This is a genomic window from Fulvivirga sp. (assembly GCF_040218215.1).
Classification (GTDB): domain Bacteria; phylum Bacteroidota; class Bacteroidia; order Cytophagales; family Cyclobacteriaceae; genus Fulvivirga.
In genome coordinates, this window is sequence record NZ_JAVJQL010000012.1 from 43,481 (window position 1) to 59,187 (window position 15,707).

At 38.9% G+C, this 15,707-nt stretch carries 17 protein-coding genes; 10 read left to right on the forward strand and 7 right to left on the reverse strand.

Annotation, left to right across the window (positions count from 1 at the left end; genetic code table 11):
- Window positions 1-279: 279 nt before the first annotated feature.
- From RIB54_RS06335 to RIB54_RS06350, 4 genes are all read right to left on the reverse strand, one after another.
- Window positions 280-1,707, reverse strand: a complete 1,428-nt coding sequence (locus RIB54_RS06335; protein ID WP_350099824.1) for a S41 family peptidase — start codon at window positions 1,705-1,707, stop codon at window positions 280-282.
- A 63-nt stretch (window positions 1,708-1,770) separates the two neighbouring features.
- Window positions 1,771-2,676 carry a helix-turn-helix transcriptional regulator gene (locus tag RIB54_RS06340; protein ID WP_350099826.1) on the reverse strand — a complete coding sequence of 302 codons (906 nt, stop codon included), beginning with the start codon at window positions 2,674-2,676 and terminating at the stop codon, window positions 1,771-1,773.
- 247 nt (window positions 2,677-2,923) lie between these two features.
- Window positions 2,924-3,655 (reverse strand): hypothetical protein, encoded by a 732-nt coding sequence (locus tag RIB54_RS06345; RefSeq protein WP_350099828.1) that lies wholly within the window; start codon window positions 3,653-3,655, stop codon window positions 2,924-2,926.
- Window positions 3,656-3,841: 186 nt separating this feature from the next.
- Window positions 3,842-4,600, reverse strand: coding sequence for a helix-turn-helix domain-containing protein (locus RIB54_RS06350; protein WP_350099830.1), 759 nt, complete (start codon window positions 4,598-4,600; stop codon window positions 3,842-3,844).
- Between the two features lie 118 nt (window positions 4,601-4,718).
- On the opposite strand from RIB54_RS06350, the gene RIB54_RS06355 reads away from it, so the two are divergent.
- From RIB54_RS06355 to RIB54_RS06380, 6 genes are all read left to right on the forward strand, one after another.
- Entirely contained in the window at window positions 4,719-5,399 is a 681-nt protein-coding gene (locus RIB54_RS06355; RefSeq protein WP_350099832.1) for a DUF2306 domain-containing protein, read from the forward strand.
- A 75-nt stretch (window positions 5,400-5,474) separates the two neighbouring features.
- The gene (locus tag RIB54_RS06360; RefSeq protein ID WP_350099835.1) at window positions 5,475-5,894 is read left to right on the forward strand and encodes a hypothetical protein; all 420 of its coding nucleotides are present in this window, start codon (window positions 5,475-5,477) and stop codon (window positions 5,892-5,894) included.
- A gap of 220 nt (window positions 5,895-6,114) precedes the next feature.
- On the forward strand, window positions 6,115-6,756 hold the full coding sequence (locus RIB54_RS06365) for a peroxiredoxin (RefSeq protein ID WP_350099837.1): 642 nt from the start codon (window positions 6,115-6,117) through the stop codon (window positions 6,754-6,756).
- Between the two features lie 743 nt (window positions 6,757-7,499).
- Complete coding sequence (locus tag RIB54_RS06370) at window positions 7,500-7,733, forward strand: DUF433 domain-containing protein (RefSeq protein ID WP_350099839.1); 234 nt, start codon at window positions 7,500-7,502, stop codon at window positions 7,731-7,733.
- Window positions 7,730-8,083 carry a DUF5615 family PIN-like protein gene (locus RIB54_RS06375; protein ID WP_350099841.1) on the forward strand — a complete coding sequence of 118 codons (354 nt, stop codon included), beginning with the start codon at window positions 7,730-7,732 and terminating at the stop codon, window positions 8,081-8,083. The genes RIB54_RS06370 and RIB54_RS06375 overlap by 4 nt, the downstream gene beginning before the upstream one ends.
- A 74-nt stretch (window positions 8,084-8,157) precedes the next feature.
- A complete protein-coding gene (locus RIB54_RS06380) occupies window positions 8,158-8,688 on the forward strand; it encodes a DUF6584 family protein (RefSeq protein WP_350099843.1) in 531 nt (176 codons plus the stop codon).
- A 107-nt stretch (window positions 8,689-8,795) separates the two neighbouring features.
- On the opposite strand, the gene RIB54_RS06385 is transcribed toward RIB54_RS06380, so the two are convergent.
- Complete coding sequence (locus RIB54_RS06385) at window positions 8,796-9,227, reverse strand: DUF6265 family protein (RefSeq protein WP_350099845.1); 432 nt, start codon at window positions 9,225-9,227, stop codon at window positions 8,796-8,798.
- Window positions 9,228-9,311: 84 nt separating this feature from the next.
- A complete protein-coding gene (locus RIB54_RS06390) occupies window positions 9,312-10,115 on the reverse strand; it encodes a DUF6597 domain-containing transcriptional factor (protein WP_350099847.1) in 804 nt (267 codons plus the stop codon).
- Window positions 10,116-10,302: 187 nt separating this feature from the next.
- On the opposite strand from RIB54_RS06390, the gene RIB54_RS06395 reads away from it, so the two are divergent.
- The 3 genes from RIB54_RS06395 (at window position 10,303) to RIB54_RS06405 (ending at window position 12,592) form a co-directional block, all read left to right on the forward strand.
- Entirely contained in the window at window positions 10,303-11,334 is a 1,032-nt protein-coding gene (locus RIB54_RS06395) for a succinylglutamate desuccinylase/aspartoacylase family protein (RefSeq protein WP_350099849.1), read from the forward strand.
- An 87-nt stretch (window positions 11,335-11,421) separates the two neighbouring features.
- Window positions 11,422-12,303, forward strand: a complete 882-nt coding sequence (locus tag RIB54_RS06400; protein WP_350099851.1) for a 3-keto-disaccharide hydrolase — start codon at window positions 11,422-11,424, stop codon at window positions 12,301-12,303.
- Between the two features lie 40 nt (window positions 12,304-12,343).
- A complete protein-coding gene (locus RIB54_RS06405; RefSeq protein ID WP_350069235.1) occupies window positions 12,344-12,592 on the forward strand; it encodes an SEC-C metal-binding domain-containing protein in 249 nt (82 codons plus the stop codon).
- Here RIB54_RS06405 and RIB54_RS06410 read toward each other — a convergent pair whose 3' ends face one another.
- Window positions 12,593-13,252, reverse strand: a complete 660-nt coding sequence (locus RIB54_RS06410; protein WP_350099853.1) for a hypothetical protein — start codon at window positions 13,250-13,252, stop codon at window positions 12,593-12,595.
- 129 nt (window positions 13,253-13,381) lie between these two features.
- Between RIB54_RS06410 and RIB54_RS06415 the strand changes: the two genes are divergently transcribed.
- A complete protein-coding gene (locus RIB54_RS06415) occupies window positions 13,382-15,586 on the forward strand; it encodes a helix-turn-helix domain-containing protein (protein ID WP_350099855.1) in 2,205 nt (734 codons plus the stop codon).
- Window positions 15,587-15,707: the final 121 nt, after the last annotated feature.

The window sequence follows — 15,707 nt, forward strand, 5'->3', positions numbered from 1 at the left end:
TTTTGCATTGTATAGAGAAGATTAATTTCCCCAGTGTTTGTGGCTCACAAACGCTTATCACCATAATTTGTAGGGTTGTGAGGGTTGTGAAAAGACACAACCCTTGGCTCGGTTGCTTATGGTTGATTCCTCAGATGGCGCTTGTTTGCTTAACGAATGCCATCCCTCTTTGTTAAAGATTGCATCTTATACCTAAAAGTTAATCTTTACACTTCATTGATAAAAGCCACAAGTTGTACTGAACAAAGCTTGCAGCAGGTAGCCAACTGACACAATATATTAATGCCCTAGCTGCTCATCTACCCACTGCATCTCAAGGTCTGTTTTATTTACCCAGTCTTGCCAGTTGTATTCCACAATATGATCGGGAATGGTGCCGCGACCCACATTTACATTGTGGTCAACGGCATTGGTATATTTTAATAGCGGGACAGTCATGCGCAGCCCCATAGGCAAATCAATAGATGGCATCAGTCCACTGGTATTGCCTTGATAGCCACCACCCGTCTCTTGCCCAACTACTACAGCTTTGCTGTTATAGGACATGAGCGCCACAAAGTCAGCGCAAGACGACATACACAAACCATCGCTGATTATATAAGTTTCTCCGTTATAGGGCATTTTCGCTGGTTGTACAGGCTCATAAAAGTCAAACTCTTTGGATAGCCACATCTTCTGCCAATGATAGCTACTATCTATCTGCAACGGCTTTTTATAAAAAAGTCTTACTGTCCCTTTAATTTCTTTAGCAGTCGCTTCGGTAACTTCAATTTTATCCCAGTAACGAAACGGTTGATTAAAAAAATAGCTGGCCAAGGCTACTGCATGCGAATCGCTGCCACCTGTATTGCCTCTTACATCGATCACGAGTTTATTAATACCTCTGGATTCAATTTGAGCAAAGGTATCCTTCATAAATCTGTTATATTTCTGACCGTGCCTTTTAATGGCTGAATTGGAGAATGTATGTAGTGTTAAGTAACCTACATTATTTTCGATCCGAAATGCCAAGAGCTTATCGAAGCCATATTCAAGTTCCTCAAATGTGGGGAATACCGCTTTATTAACCCCTTTCAAATGAATACTTTGCTGCCCTTCATTGGTTTGCACTGTGATTTCAAATGTTGATGATTCTCCCAAAGCAGTCTGATACCAACCCGCGAATTGCACATTTAAGAGCTTACGCTTTAGAGAGGTATTGTAACCATCGCTTGGTATTACTGCCATTATCTTCCTCAGAATAGACGCAATGGGTTCACCGTTGATGGTTAGCAGTCTGGTGCCGGTTTTAATCTGATGGCCAGAGTAATTGTGAGTAACGAAAGCCTCATTATTCTTGTTAATAAATAGTTCTAAAGGAAGTAAGGTGTCATGCGATTTCAATTCCTTTTCATTTTCAGCATTGAGATATACCCCTGTATGCAAACAGCCTATTTTAGCAAATAAAGGTTTGATTTTTTTATAATAAGCCAGTGTATTTAGTGGTCGGTCGATTGTTGCCAATGTAGAATCTATGGACTGGTCAAAATCTGACTTAATGGTATATCTATAAAACCCTGGGTGCTTCACCTTTAATTCTTTAAATACATTAAGCGTCCATTGTCTTAATGAATCCTGATGATAGGTTTTGGTTAGTTGACCGTATATTTGACCATAGAAAATGATACCACCGGATAGTAGTAAAAAGCGTAAAGTGTTTCTAGACATATAGTAGTTTTTTTTATCTCACTAAAGTAAGGTCAGCGTTCGAAACACCTTTAACAAAAATTGCTAATTTACCAGCTGTCTGTATTTCGATGGGCTAAGGCCGGCAATCTGTTTAAAGGCCCTACTAAAACTAACCAACTGATCGAATCCGCAACAACAACCTATTTCTTCAATACCCAGCACAGTTGAATTCAGAAGGCTTTTAGCCAGGTTGATTCTACAATGCATCAGATATTGATAAGGTGTAAGGTGGTAGCACTGATGAAAAATTTTTATCAAATGGAATTTCGATAATCCGGTTTCTAGTGCCAACATATCCAAGTTGATTGGCAGGTGCAAGTTATCATGTATGTAGTCTTTAGCACTCAGAAGACGCCTATATAATTCTTCCCGCGTACTTTTCTTTACCCGGTCTAAAGATTCCATTTGATTTCTCATCCTGAATTGAGCACGTAATAACTTTTCAGAGAGATTAAAGTACCACTCTTCGGGCAAATAGTAATCTTGATGCAAATAGTTTTCGATATTAGAGGCAATCTGTTTTAGGGTAACCCCGAAATCATCTTGTGATGAATATACATGCTCAAAAAAATTCACCTCACCTGTAGCGATAATATTGGGCTCTGATAACAACGTATTGTGCGATTTATTAAGATTGCCATATATTGTTCTTAATACATGTGGATCAATAAATATTGATATACCATCGTTTGACCCTTTTATTGAAGTATCAACTTCCTGACCGTCATTAATAAGTAAATACTGACCTTGGCTTACAGTATAGTTATGCTGATCAAAAGCATAATGCTCTTTACCCTTCAGTACGAACTTAATAGAAAAACTGGAAGTATAAGAAGCATATAATTCAGGCATGTTTTGAAGTGAGGAAAAATAAAATTTATTTCGAAATTGGTACTGATTCCACTTCTTCTCAGCACTATCGAGTAAAATAACACCCTGTTCATTCATAAATAAACCATAAATGTGAGCTTACGTGATTGGCTTCAGAAAAGATGTTAGGAATTGCCAAAAATTTCTGGATTATCCCATTCCTTCCACAGCGTTTGTGGTTCACAAACGCTTATCACATAAATTGTAGTGTTCATAGGGTTGTGAAAACACAACCCTTGGCCTGGTGGACACGCGATGCAATCGCGCGTCAGCATATAAGATTAATGAGATCACTTCGTTCCTAGGGATGACGCTCTAAGTTTACTTACCCGCATTTTGCCACTACCGCTCTGGCTATCTTCTCTGCTAGTACCCTGTCTTCCTCATCATCATCTGAAATATCTACCACAACAATCACAACAACATCCCCATGAAGGAACGTTAACTCCGTTTGGCGCAGGCCAGTAGCTTTCTCACCACTGGCATTCACCTCGCTGTGCGCCTTGTCGCCAATATTGTCATACTCCTGAAAGCCCTCAAACTTCATCATGCCCACTACCTTTTTGGCTCCTTCTGCATTTTCCGGGTTTTGCTTATCGATCTCCTCTTGAATGGCTTCCTTGGCACCCTCAGCCACCCCTGCGTGAAACTTATCAAAATACTCCATCGGTGTGAGCGGGTCATTGTCTTTGTTCCACTTTGGATTGAGCTTCTTTTCAGTCAGTTGCTTAACATTAACTGCTACAAAGTCATTAGCGTCCATTGGCATCTTTTTTCCACCAATATTAAACTCTGCCCTGCGACCGCTATTCCAATTATATTGCACATTTTGGTACTTTGGGTTCGCTTTCTGCTCAAGCGCTTCAGCAGCCACACCGATTAAGCTCACAGCTTCTTCCATGGTCAGCAATTGTTCAGGGGTATCACCCATTTCCCACAGGCAAGAGTGCCCACTAGACTCTGTTGTTGCTTCGTTTTCAGTACTATCGGCTGACTGTTCGCTGCTGCTTCCACAACTGGTAAGTATCAAGGCGGCAAGAGGAAGGTAATTTTTCATAACTTGTTTTTTGTTGGCTTGTAGTGGTAATATACAAAATAAACACAACATGCTTATATTGGTCGGTAGACACTTCCCCAGCGTTTGTGGCTCACAAACGCTTATCACCATAAATTGTAGGGTTGTGAGGGTTGTGAAAAGACACAACCCTTGGCTTGAGATCGCTTCGTGCCTCGTGATGACAGCCTAAACCAGCTTGTTCACAGTAGCATAAGAAATAGCCTCGCTGATATTGGCCACATCCATTTTTTCAAACATCTTCTTACGATGGAATTTCACCGTATCGGGAGAAATAAATAATTTTTCGGCTATCTCATTAATGGCATAGCCCCTTATCGAAAATTGTATAATCTCCTTTTCTCTATCGCTTAATTCTATCTTATCCAGCGTCTTCCAATAGTTCTTCTCCAAATCGTAAGCTACGGTTGTATTGCTACCATGTTTATGAATGGTAACATTGCCTGACTGCTGTGCCGTAGACAGCGAAACAATGCACAAGGCCTTCCATATTTTACCGTTTTCTGTCAGGAATATAGGTGTCAATTTTTGGTTGATCAGGATGGGCTTGCCCTCTGCAGTTTTTAGGAAGAAATCGTACGCAATGGTGTGTTCCTTTCTTTCTTCAAGTGGTATTTGCTCATAATACTCAAAACCAGCGGCATTGATCTTTAAGAGCATCTCCAGATCTTCCGCAGGTACATTTTTGAAGTAAAACCCGTAACCCATTTCAAGTACTTCCTGAGCTGTGTGGCCGCTCAAAAACAATGGATTGTCAGACACATATTCAAAACCTTTCTTTTCATAGTCAATCACATAGATGCTTCTATTGGTTGCCCTTGCAAATGCCGCTATTCCTTCCAGGTAATTGGCCAACTGAGCAGCATCAGTTTCGGTTACATTCCTGACCGTGTTGTTAGAAGAGAAAAAGGAGTTTACATCTGCCATAATCTTTTAAAAACTAAGGTTTCAATAAAGATAAAGTTTTTAGAACTACTCTTGAGTGTAGTCAGATAGTCATTTTGTGAATATAGCTTTGAAAATAGCATCAAGTTTAAAATCAGTCATGAAAAAGGTTATCTGGATTATATTCGCCATTCTATCTACCCTCATTGGCCTCTACCCTACCATCTATTTTATCTTTGACAAACGCTTTGGGTTGTTGGGGTCAAAAACAGAAGCCCTGTTAAACGACAATCTATACAATGGAACCTTTTACACTCATATTGTGATTGGGGGTTTTGCGCTATTAATTGGATGGCTGCAGTTCAGTAAGAAATTAAGGCGCACCAATATGACCCTTCACCGGACTATTGGCAAGGCTTATATCATTGCAGTGCTAGTCAGTGGTCTTGCCGGCCTTTATATAGCCATTTTTGCTACCGGTGGGATGATCAGCAAGGTGGGCTTTTTCTCGTCAGGTATAGTTTGGCTCACCACAACAATTTTAGGATACACTGCCATTAGAAAATTCAATATTGAAAAGCACAAAAAGTTTATGATCTATAGTTATGCAGTCTGCTTTTCTGCTGTAACACTAAGAATCTGGTTGCCGCTATTGACTATAACAATAGGCGATTTTATAACGGCTTACAATATTGTAGCGTGGTTAAGCTGGGTACCGAATGTCATATTCGCCTATTTTTTAACCTTTAAAAGAAGATCGGATAAGACGAGTAGCGAAGCCATCTTTTTATTGAGGATGCTCGGCTTTCTGGCAGTAATGGTTTATGTATCTGTGGCTTAGCTCCGACTTAGCTTTGGCCCGTGCCTACCAAACCCATCATCTCATCCCCATAATCATCACTAAAAATCAATTATAATGGCCGAACTACCGCTTGAGTATTGGAATAAACTTTCAAGTCAATTCATTTTAATATCAGTATTTCTAGGTGGGTTCTCTATAGCCATAACTGCCAACCTGCTCATAAATGAATCGGAAAAGCGACTTTATAATGTGATTTTAAAACTGGCTACTACTTCAGCATCTGGTTTTTTAACCACGGTATTTTCAATGACCAAGATTGTGCTGGCTACTGCAGAGGGATCCCCTATTGCAGTCACACAAAGCGAGCTGAATACACCAAGAGTTATTGGTTTCCTAGGATACCTTGTAGGGGTTCTGTCACTCCTCACTATCATAGGGTTGTCAGGCTGGACTAAATCTAAAAGCATTGGGATTTTCACAACAGTGGTAAGTGCAATTACCTTTATCCTTTTTATTGTTTCGGCAATATTCTAGCCTTGCGAATAACAACGAGTTCTTTGTAATAAGATGCCAACCAGAGCTTGTCTAAAACGAATGCATGTTGATTATTCCCCGTTTATCAAATATTAGAAATTAACACGATCTTAATCCCATTTTGGTGAACAAGACCTTCATTAATTACGTTTGATTTTGAGTGTTGAAGTACTTTTTGCTTCAGCTTTTATACAAATCAACAATCAAATTAATCATTATTATGGCGACTTTAAGACTTGGAGACGAAGCTCCGAACTTTACTGCTCAGACAACTGAAGGAGAAATCAATTTTCACGAATGGTTAGGTAACTCCTGGGGTGTCTTATTTTCACACCCTGCAGATTATACCCCTGTTTGTACTACGGAATTAGGAACAGTTTCAAAATATACGGAAGAATTCAATAAGCGAAATACTAAGGTAATGGCCCTTAGTGTTGATGGATTAGCCTCACATAAAGATTGGATCAAAGACATCAACGAGACTCAGGCTACTACAGTCAACTTCCCTATTATAGCAGATGAAGACAGAAAAGTATCTGGCCTTTATGATATGATCCACCCTAATGCTGATAGCAAGCACACGGTAAGGTCTGTATTTGTAATTGGTGATGACAAGAAGATAAAGCTGACCATCACCTACCCTGCTTCTACAGGAAGAAACTTTGATGAGTTATTGAGAGTCATTGACTCATTACAGTTGACGCAATACCACTCGGTGGCTACTCCTGCCAACTGGAACAATGGTGATGACTGTGTGATCGCTCCTTCTATCAGCAGCGAAGATGCAAAGACAAAATTCCCTAAAGGATTTAAAGAGTTAAAACCATATTTGAGAATGACTCCACAGCCTAATCTTAATTGATTGGGTTAGAAAGCAAGTTTGAAAGGGCTGTTTCAGTAGAATTGAAACAGCCTTTTTTATTTTAGTATTATTTATTCTATTAGATTAGTAAGCAAATGTTTTTGGTACAATCCACAAAGATGCTTAGAGCTATTCGTAAGTTCATTAAAGGTTCATATACTATTGAAACTGAAAAAACTCCTGATCAAATCAAGCAAATAATTGCGCGAAATACTCAGAAATCTCCCTCATTCTTTGAAGTACACCTTTTTAAACCAAAACATAACTTTTTTGCTGAATTTGGAGACAATTATATAAACCTTTCTGCGATTCACATGCTTCTTCATTGGCCATTTATTGAGCTGGAAATGAGAGAGCACATTGAACCGAGGTTAAAAGTAAAGTTTCAGGGAATGTTACTATTCACTTTTCTTTACATCATAGTTTTTCTTCCGCTTCTATTTTTATTATTTGATTCACCTTCAAATATTGATGATTCAATCGGGAGATTTCTTTATATAATCTTAGTGTTTTTCATACCATACTATGCATATAGGGTTCAAATGAAATCTAAACAGTGGTTGATTGACTTGTTATCTTAAACTTAACCCAGTTTGAATAATCATTCTGCCCCAGTTGGTGTTGTCACCACCTGATATTCTTAATTTGTTGGAGGTAAAACCATATGAGACCAAAATCTATTGATCAAATACATTGTCTGGCTTAGAAGAACGAATTAGTTGAATATTTTGTAGCTTTAATATATGGATAATCAACATTTAAATCGAATCACGGTTAACCCTGAAATCTGTCATGGGAAACCTACAATAAGAAATAAGCGATATACCGTAGATTTGATCCTTGACTTATTATCTGCAGGATCAACCCACGCAGAAATATTAGAAGACTATCCAAGTTTGACAGAGGAAGATATTCTTGCATGTCTGGCATATGCTTCTAAAATAACCAAGTATACCAGCTATACTAAGATTTCATGAAGCTTCTTGTTGATGCTCAACTTCCAACAAAGCTCACAGAAATACTAAACAACCTAGATTTAGAATCCCTTCATGTAAATGAACTCCCAAAAGGAGATGAAACATCTGATAAAGAAATTATCGAGTTAGCTGATCAGCAGAACCTAATTGTACTAACTAAAGACTTCGACTTCTATCATTCGCATATGACCTTAGGTAAGCCTAAAAGACTGTTCCTGATAACAACTGGAAACCTGAAAAACCGACAGTTATTTGATTTGTTCAGAAACAACATATTGGTCATTAAAAGTGCATTGAATAAAAGCACTTTTATAGAACTGAACAATGAAGGGATAATTCAACATGAATAAACAGCCTTTTTATTTTTATTAGAATAATAGCTTGTCAATGAATTAGTTTAGCAGCATAGACATACTTTGTTTTTATGAATCTTGAAGAAAAGTTGGATAAAATTAATGCCGAAATAGAAGCTGGGTTAAAATTAAAGTCAGCAGATCGACTAAGAAATTTGATTAATGAGTATCCTAACGAACTACATATTTGGGAAAGGCTTGCAGAACTATACTATGAATCGGGGTTTCTTGATGCAGCAGGTCGATACTGGATTTTGACAGAGCCAACTGATAGCAGGATCAAGAAGGCCACCGAAATTTATTTAGATTCGGTTAATCATTCAGGAACTCAAATCCTTCAGGACATAACCTTTCGGGGAGATAAAAGCGCTCTTCCAGACTATGCTAGGAAAAAATTAGATGAATTTGAAATTGATAGTAAATTAAAGTCTAAGTATGTTCCCACATTCAAACCCAAACAATCTAAAAAAGGACATCAGAATTCAAAGTATAAGGAAACACTACAAAGCAAACTAATTGGATGGGCCATTGGAGCAATCCTTATCCTGATAATTTTATTGACTATTATAGGATTTATTACAGTAATTCGATGGTTGTTCTGAAAGCCCTGACAATCGTCATAGCTAGGAACGAAGCAATCTCACTTTTCAGCAGGAGATTGCTTCACAACCATAGCAATAATGATTAGCTTTTGAAACAGCCTTTTAATTTACTGCTTATCCATATAATACGAAAAGCCTTTACCATCAGCACCCAAGACCTTTACTAACACACGACTGTCAGATACTGGCTCGTAGATAATTTGAGTTGGAAAATCATGCTCAGGATTTTCAAAAGAAAGTATTTCAGTCTTGTCAGCATTTAGTGTGAATGGTATAGTCGTTCCATTATTCTGATTGGGCACTGTGGCTCTGTAGATTACTTTGCCTTCCTCCTCTTTTATTTCCAAGGTTTCTGTTGTTCTCTTTGCACCATCTTTTATGCCGTAGGAAGATCCTGTCAGACCTGAGTTATCACTTTCCCAAACCTCATACTTCTCCTTGCCCTCAATTTTCCAGGTGCCTTCAAGTATTTTATAACTGACCTGAGCCTGGCAGGCAGTGATGGACATAAAAAGAATCAGTAGAGTAAATAGTTTCATTTTCATTGATTTAGTGTTTGTTATGAACGCTAAGCTATCACGTGGCTGATACTATACATTGTAAAAAACCGACACAGCTAATTTTTACTCTTTAAAAAGAAAGAAATTGGCCATATTCTTTTCTTCAAAACCATAGGCTGAGGGACTCTCACCAGTAAACTCTTTAAAATTTTTAATAAAATGAGCCTGATCATAATACCCGGAATCATAAGTGATATCCAGCCATGGCTCCTTCCCCCGTTTGATCTGAAAAAAAATATAAGTGAACCTGATAATCCGACTGTAAAATTTAGGACTCAAGCCTATTGCCTTTTTAAACTGACGCTCCAGTGTTCTTTCTGAAACTCCCAATTCTTCATAGAGCTGGTTTAAACGGACATTGCCATTAGTTGCTATTAGCTCCTGAACAGCTCTATCAACGGGACTCAAATCTGAAGGTTGAATTGAACTGGTTTCAAACCACTGCTCAATGTGACTTTTACATGCTTCAAAGTCAGCACACTTTAACAATTCATCTGCCAGTTCGAACAATCTATCATACGACTTATCAACGGCAATAACATCATCAATAAGCTCGCTCATATCTAAGCCGAAGAGTCTATGTACTGCGGCCGGTTGAAACTTAATGCCCAGCATCTTGGCTACACCTGTATTTCTCAAATGAAAATGCTTTCTAATCTGTCCTGCCAACAAGAACTTAGCCTGTGCTTCCCACCTACCGGAAATATTAATTTCAAAAGTATCACCAAAATGGATGATAAACTCAGGATAGCCGTCAGGTACTATTTTTTGAGTTTCAATTGCTGCATCACCCTCGCTGTCTATCCACCAAATGGATTTGATGATTTTGTCTAACGGTGCATCTGGAACAATTTGGTCGTAGATCATAGGTTAAATTAATGAGCCTAAATGAGGTTAACAATATTAACAAACGCCTCTAACTGTCATCTCGGAAATTTTATTCATTCCTTTCCTAAAAATGAATAAAATTATCCGTGATCTCACTCGCATGACATAGGTTTTTAGCATCTATATTCCCAGAATTTACTTTATTGCAATACCAACCCTGCAAATTATGAAACAGTTGTTAACCGCATTGCTGATTTTACCTTTCCTCGTCTCAGGTCAGCAGAAAACACCACTTATCCAAAGCCTAAAAGGGTTAAATGAATCCCGCGGCAGTATCGCCAATTACTGGTTGGAGATGGGAACCGACAATTACGGAGCACCTATTATGGTTCCGGTGGTTTATATTCAAGGAGCGAAAGAGGGCAAGACCTTAGGGCTAACAGCCGCCATCCATGGAGATGAGTTGAATGGTATTGGCATTATCCATCAATTGAGGGAAACTATAGATGTGAGCAAGCTCAGCGGCAACATTATTGCCATACCCGGACTTAATGCTTATGCCATACAAAATGATCAAAGGAGGTTTATTGATGATGAAGATTTGAACAGAAACTTTCCAGGCAAAAGGAATGGTCATAATAGTCAACAATATGCCCATAAGATCACCGAAAATATATTGCCTTATTTTGACATTCTTATTGATATGCACACCGCCAGCTTTGGACGCACTAACACCATGTACGCACGAGCTGATATGAGCAACGATACACTGAGAAGTTTAGCAGAAATGCAACATGCAGACATCATTTTGAACAGCAAAGAAGCAACCGCTGGCTCTGGAGGGCAAACCATGCGAGCAACAGCGAATCAGTTAGGAATTCCTTCGATAACAGTAGAGTATGGCAATCCTCAGGTATACCAGGAAGTAATGATCAATCGTGGTATTCAAGGTATTACTAATACCTTAAAATGGTTGAAAATGTATAATAACGGCCTGCCTATTCCAAGACCAGCACAGAAAGTCGTTTATTGCAAAAAATCCTATTGGATTTACATGGAAGAAGGCGGCTTTCTGGAGGTAACGGTTGAACTAAACCAAAAAATTAAAAAAGGAGATAAAATAGCTATTGTTAAAAATGCCTTTGGGGAAACCATCAATACTTATTTGACACCGGAAGATGGTATCGTTATTGGCAAGAGTACCAATCCTTCAAACATTAGTGGCGGGCGCATTATTCATCTTGGCATTGAAGAATAACAACATCCCAAAACCGCTAAGAAATATTGTATTGCAAGCGGCTAAATAAATGACTACTTTCCAATTTCAACATAAGCTTACCTCCTCATGAAAAATCTGGTACTAATATTTTGTGTTTTAATGGCCGCCTGCCAACCTAAAGAAAAAGAACAAACTTCTGAAGAAGTGGGATGGGAGCCTATTTGGAACGGAACTGATCTCACCGGTTGGCACTCCTACCTCAACACCCCTTATCAAATGAAGGAGGACAGTGCCGGCAATCCAATTGAGGCTTTTGGCATAGACAATGATCCTTTGGAAGTAGTGAGTATTGTAGAGACTGATGACGGCAATGCCATCAGAATATCGGGAGTTGCATGGGGAATGATTTACACAGAAAACAGCTATAAAAACTACCATCTAAAACTAAAGGTAAAATGGGGCGAGGCCATGCATAAGCCAAGGGAAAATGGCCCCAGGGACAGCGGATTGTTATATCATGGCCATAGCAACATTCCCGGTTCTGAGCTCTCCCACCCGTGGATGAATTCTCAGGAGCTGCAGGTTCAAGAAGGCGATATGGGTGACTATTGGCCTGTTGGAGAAGTGGAAATTGATGTGCCTACAGTAAAGAAAGACAGTCTGTATTACCAGTATAAAGAAGGGGCAGCATTGCATACTTTCTACTGTGCTCAAATACTGCCCACAGCCACGCAGGATAGTTTGGCCAAGCGAAGAATATTTAAAGCTTTTAATGCAGAAAAACCTCATGGGGAATGGAATGATGTTGAGCTGATTACGCTTGGAGATAGCAGCATCCATATCGTAAATGGTGAAGTGGTAATGCGACTGTATAATTCAAGAATTATGAATACCGATACTCCACTCAACTCTGGCCGATTGGTAATACAGTCGGAAGGTGCTGAAGTGTTTTATAAAGACCTATATATAAAAAGTATTTCTGAAATACCCGCTAAATACAAGGAGTAATTGGAATTCTGTTTTTAATTAAAATTGATTAAAATTGGCTATGCAAAAACTGGGGAGAAATGAACCGTGCCATTGTGGAAGTGGTAAAAAATATAAAAACTGTCATCAGAAAGAAGATAGCCAGAAAGAGAGTTCTAAAAAGAGTACTTTGATGTACGGGCTTATTGGCTTGTTTGTAATTATTACTGCATTCGCTATATATATCACGATGACCAAAGATGACGCACCTGGCAATGCCCCAGAAGGCAAAGTATGGTCACCAGAGCATGGCCATTGGCACGACAAATAACTACTTAAGACCTGTTATTTCAATATCCATAAGTCCTTTATGCAAAGTGCTTATTTGAGCGCCATGGATGTCTTTCCAGTCTTCCCATGTAAAGTGCATCCCTCCAATGGGGACGATGCTCGCCCAGAATTTCCAAGCCGTGGGTCTGTAATTATCATCTACTATCCATAAATAGCTATCACCAGGAGTAGAACCACCACTAGTGTATTGAACCAGAAGGGCTTCCTTGTCTTCATATTCAACTACTTTTCTAATTGTACCAGGATCTTTGATTTTGTATGGCGCTATGAGCCAAAATGAATCGTTATTGAAGTAAAGGATGGCATCCTTTATCAGATCATTATCATCAACTAGTTCTCCCTTTACAAAAGCTTCACCTGTGCCATCATCAGGCCTAAAAACCACCTTCTTATCATCCCAGTTGGCTTCTACCTTCCCTTCTTTCTTATTCCACATATAATGATGATCTCCAATGGGGTATGTCCACTCAATAACTTCCAAAGAATCCCAAGCCGGTTTGTTCAAAGTGGCTAGTATATTATCTGCCAACTGTTCGGCCTCCGGACCTTCCTGTCCTTCCGGTATGGGCTCATCAACTATCACAAATATTAAAGCCAATATGGCGGCAACAGACAATACGATTATTAAAAATTTCTTCATTTGAATTAGGAGCTGGTTTCAAAATTTAACTAAAATTAGAAAATCTATTTACGGTATTGTCAAAAGAAGCTATAAATAGCTGCCATAATTATTGCCATTACCTCTTTTAATTCTTTTAAATTACAACCGATGGAAAATAAGCTGACAGACACGGCCAATCTTGCGGTAAACTATATCAATGCTACCAATAAAAGTATTTTCCTGACCGGCAAGGCCGGGACAGGTAAAACCACCCTCCTGAAGTTCATCATCGAAAATACACATAAAAATGTAGCGGTGGCAGCGCCTACAGGTATAGCGGCCATTAACGCAGGAGGTGTAACACTACACTCCCTACTCCACCTTCCGTTTGGCACCTACCTGCCGCAAAACGACAGTTTATCGGGCAGCAGTTATGATGCCCAAGTCAATACTCCAAAAAGCTTCCTCTCCCAATTTAAAATGGCGAACACCAAACGCAATATGCTGCGCAGCCTTGACTTGCTCATTATAGATGAGGTAAGTATGCTGCGTGCCGACATGCTGGATTGTATAGACCTTGTATTGCGGACCATCAGGAGAAGTCAGGCCACTTTTGGCAACCTTCAAATTCTGTTTATTGGAGACTTGAATCAACTGCCACCTGTTATCAGGAATAGCGAAAAAGCATTGCTCCAACCCTATTACAACAGCGGTTATTTCTTCGAAGCGCTGGCTTTAAAAAACAGTGATTTGATTTATATCGAACTGGATAAGATATTCCGACAGTCTGATCCGGTTTTCATCGGCCTGCTCAATAAGTTAAGGACAAATAACCTTAACCGTGAAGAAGTAGCAGAACTCAACCAACACTACATTCCCAACTATGAAAAGGAGAACCTTGAAGGTTATATTCATTTAACTACACACAACAGAAAGGCCGAAGAAATAAACCAAAAAGCCCTTAATAAACTTGATAGCAAATCATATACTTTTAAAGCAGAAGTAACTGGTGATTTCAATGAAAACATGTATCCCCTACCTGAAAAATCAACTTTCAAGGTAGGTGCACAGGTTATGTTCATTAAAAATGATACCTCTGGCGAAGGGCTGTATTTTAATGGTAAAATTGGTGAAATAACCAACCTGAGCAGTAACGATATTGAAGTAACCATTAAAGATTCGGGAGATGCCATAATGGTGCAAAAGCACTTGTGGGAAAACAAACGCTATAAGCTCAATGCTGAAACAAATGAAATTGAAGAACAGGTAATTGGCACTTTTAGTCAATTTCCTATCAAGCTGGCTTGGGCCATAACAGTGCATAAAAGCCAGGGACTAACTTTTGAAAAGGCCATCCTCGATTTAGCAGATTCATTTGCTCCGGGGCAGATGTATGTTGCGCTATCTAGGCTTACTGGCTTAAAAGGATTGGTGCTTTCATCAAAACTACCTACTACTGACTTTGAAAATGATATTGCCCTTAACGATTTTGAGGAACGGAAACCTGAACTAAACCAACTCCAAACCAGACTGGAAGAAGACAAAAAAGCCTATTTATTTGATCTGGCTATTCAATCATTTAGCTTCCAGCAGCTTCACGATGCTTACATCTCTCATATTTCAGGCTTTTATAAGGAAGAAAGTCGTTCTGCAAAGCAAAAGCATTTGGAATGGACACAAGCGCAGTTCAAACAAATTGTCGAACTATCTGAAGTGGCTAAAAAATTCACTTCCTCATTAAACAAATATGCCCGGGTAGACAATGGTCATGAATTATTAACAGAGCGAATAGAAAAGGCCAATGAGTATTTTCAACCCGCCCTGAAGGAATTAATAAAGTCACATAACCAGCATATCGCTAAAATTGCAACTCAAAAAAGAATTAAAGGATATCTTAAAGAACTTGATGAGCTCGGAAGCGCATTAACTGTAAAAGTTAACATTCTCCAAAAAACCGGATTATTTTTTAAGGCCACAAAAGAGAACCGAATACTATCAAAAGACGACTTAAAAGAGCAGTTGATATCAGTTTCTAAGCTTAAATCACCCATAGAAAAAATTAAGAAAGTGCCCACTGCCGAGATTTCGTTCAAGCTTTATCAGGATGGCAGGTCGGTTGAGGAGATAGCTAAAGAACGTGAGTTTGTCACTGGCACCATCATAGGCCATTTATGTAAATATATAGAAACCGGTGAGGTTAAAGCTCAGGATTTGATTAGTAAGGAAAAACTAGAAACCGTACTCAAAGTCATAGGTGATGCAGAAGTCATTTCCCAATCAGAGATCAAAGCCAAACTAGGTGATGAGTATGAATATCAAGATATAAAAGTGGGTCTGGCTTATCGTGACTATTTGGCCGCCAAAGGTAAATAACAGGATAGCGACTCTGCTGACTTAACCTATTTCGAACTATTTAACACTATGTTATTCATTAAAACCTCAGGTATTCGTTTTTTAGGATAATTATAGCTTCTTTTGGCCTCTATTTCTTTTT

What these genes read in the sequence shown, in the direction of transcription:
- RIB54_RS06335 (WP_350099824.1), bottom strand. Translation starts at nt 1,707, where the DNA reads ATGTCTAGAAACACTTTACGCTTTTTACTACTATCCGGTGGTATCATT.
- RIB54_RS06340 (WP_350099826.1), bottom strand. Translation starts at nt 2,676, where the DNA reads ATGAATGAACAGGGTGTTATTTTACTCGATAGTGCTGAGAAGAAGTGG.
- RIB54_RS06345 (WP_350099828.1), bottom strand. Translation starts at nt 3,655, where the DNA reads ATGAAAAATTACCTTCCTCTTGCCGCCTTGATACTTACCAGTTGTGGA.
- RIB54_RS06350 (WP_350099830.1), bottom strand. Translation starts at nt 4,600, where the DNA reads ATGGCAGATGTAAACTCCTTTTTCTCTTCTAACAACACGGTCAGGAAT.
- RIB54_RS06355 (WP_350099832.1), top strand. Translation starts at nt 4,719, where the DNA reads ATGAAAAAGGTTATCTGGATTATATTCGCCATTCTATCTACCCTCATT.
- RIB54_RS06360 (WP_350099835.1), top strand. Translation starts at nt 5,475, where the DNA reads ATGGCCGAACTACCGCTTGAGTATTGGAATAAACTTTCAAGTCAATTC.
- RIB54_RS06365 (WP_350099837.1), top strand. Translation starts at nt 6,115, where the DNA reads ATGGCGACTTTAAGACTTGGAGACGAAGCTCCGAACTTTACTGCTCAG.
- RIB54_RS06370 (WP_350099839.1), top strand. Translation starts at nt 7,500, where the DNA reads ATGGATAATCAACATTTAAATCGAATCACGGTTAACCCTGAAATCTGT.
- RIB54_RS06375 (WP_350099841.1), top strand. Translation starts at nt 7,730, where the DNA reads ATGAAGCTTCTTGTTGATGCTCAACTTCCAACAAAGCTCACAGAAATA.
- RIB54_RS06380 (WP_350099843.1), top strand. Translation starts at nt 8,158, where the DNA reads ATGAATCTTGAAGAAAAGTTGGATAAAATTAATGCCGAAATAGAAGCT.
- RIB54_RS06385 (WP_350099845.1), bottom strand. Translation starts at nt 9,227, where the DNA reads ATGAAACTATTTACTCTACTGATTCTTTTTATGTCCATCACTGCCTGC.
- RIB54_RS06390 (WP_350099847.1), bottom strand. Translation starts at nt 10,115, where the DNA reads ATGATCTACGACCAAATTGTTCCAGATGCACCGTTAGACAAAATCATC.
- RIB54_RS06395 (WP_350099849.1), top strand. Translation starts at nt 10,303, where the DNA reads ATGAAACAGTTGTTAACCGCATTGCTGATTTTACCTTTCCTCGTCTCA.
- RIB54_RS06400 (WP_350099851.1), top strand. Translation starts at nt 11,422, where the DNA reads ATGAAAAATCTGGTACTAATATTTTGTGTTTTAATGGCCGCCTGCCAA.
- RIB54_RS06405 (WP_350069235.1), top strand. Translation starts at nt 12,344, where the DNA reads ATGCAAAAACTGGGGAGAAATGAACCGTGCCATTGTGGAAGTGGTAAA.
- RIB54_RS06410 (WP_350099853.1), bottom strand. Translation starts at nt 13,252, where the DNA reads ATGAAGAAATTTTTAATAATCGTATTGTCTGTTGCCGCCATATTGGCT.
- RIB54_RS06415 (WP_350099855.1), top strand. Translation starts at nt 13,382, where the DNA reads ATGGAAAATAAGCTGACAGACACGGCCAATCTTGCGGTAAACTATATC.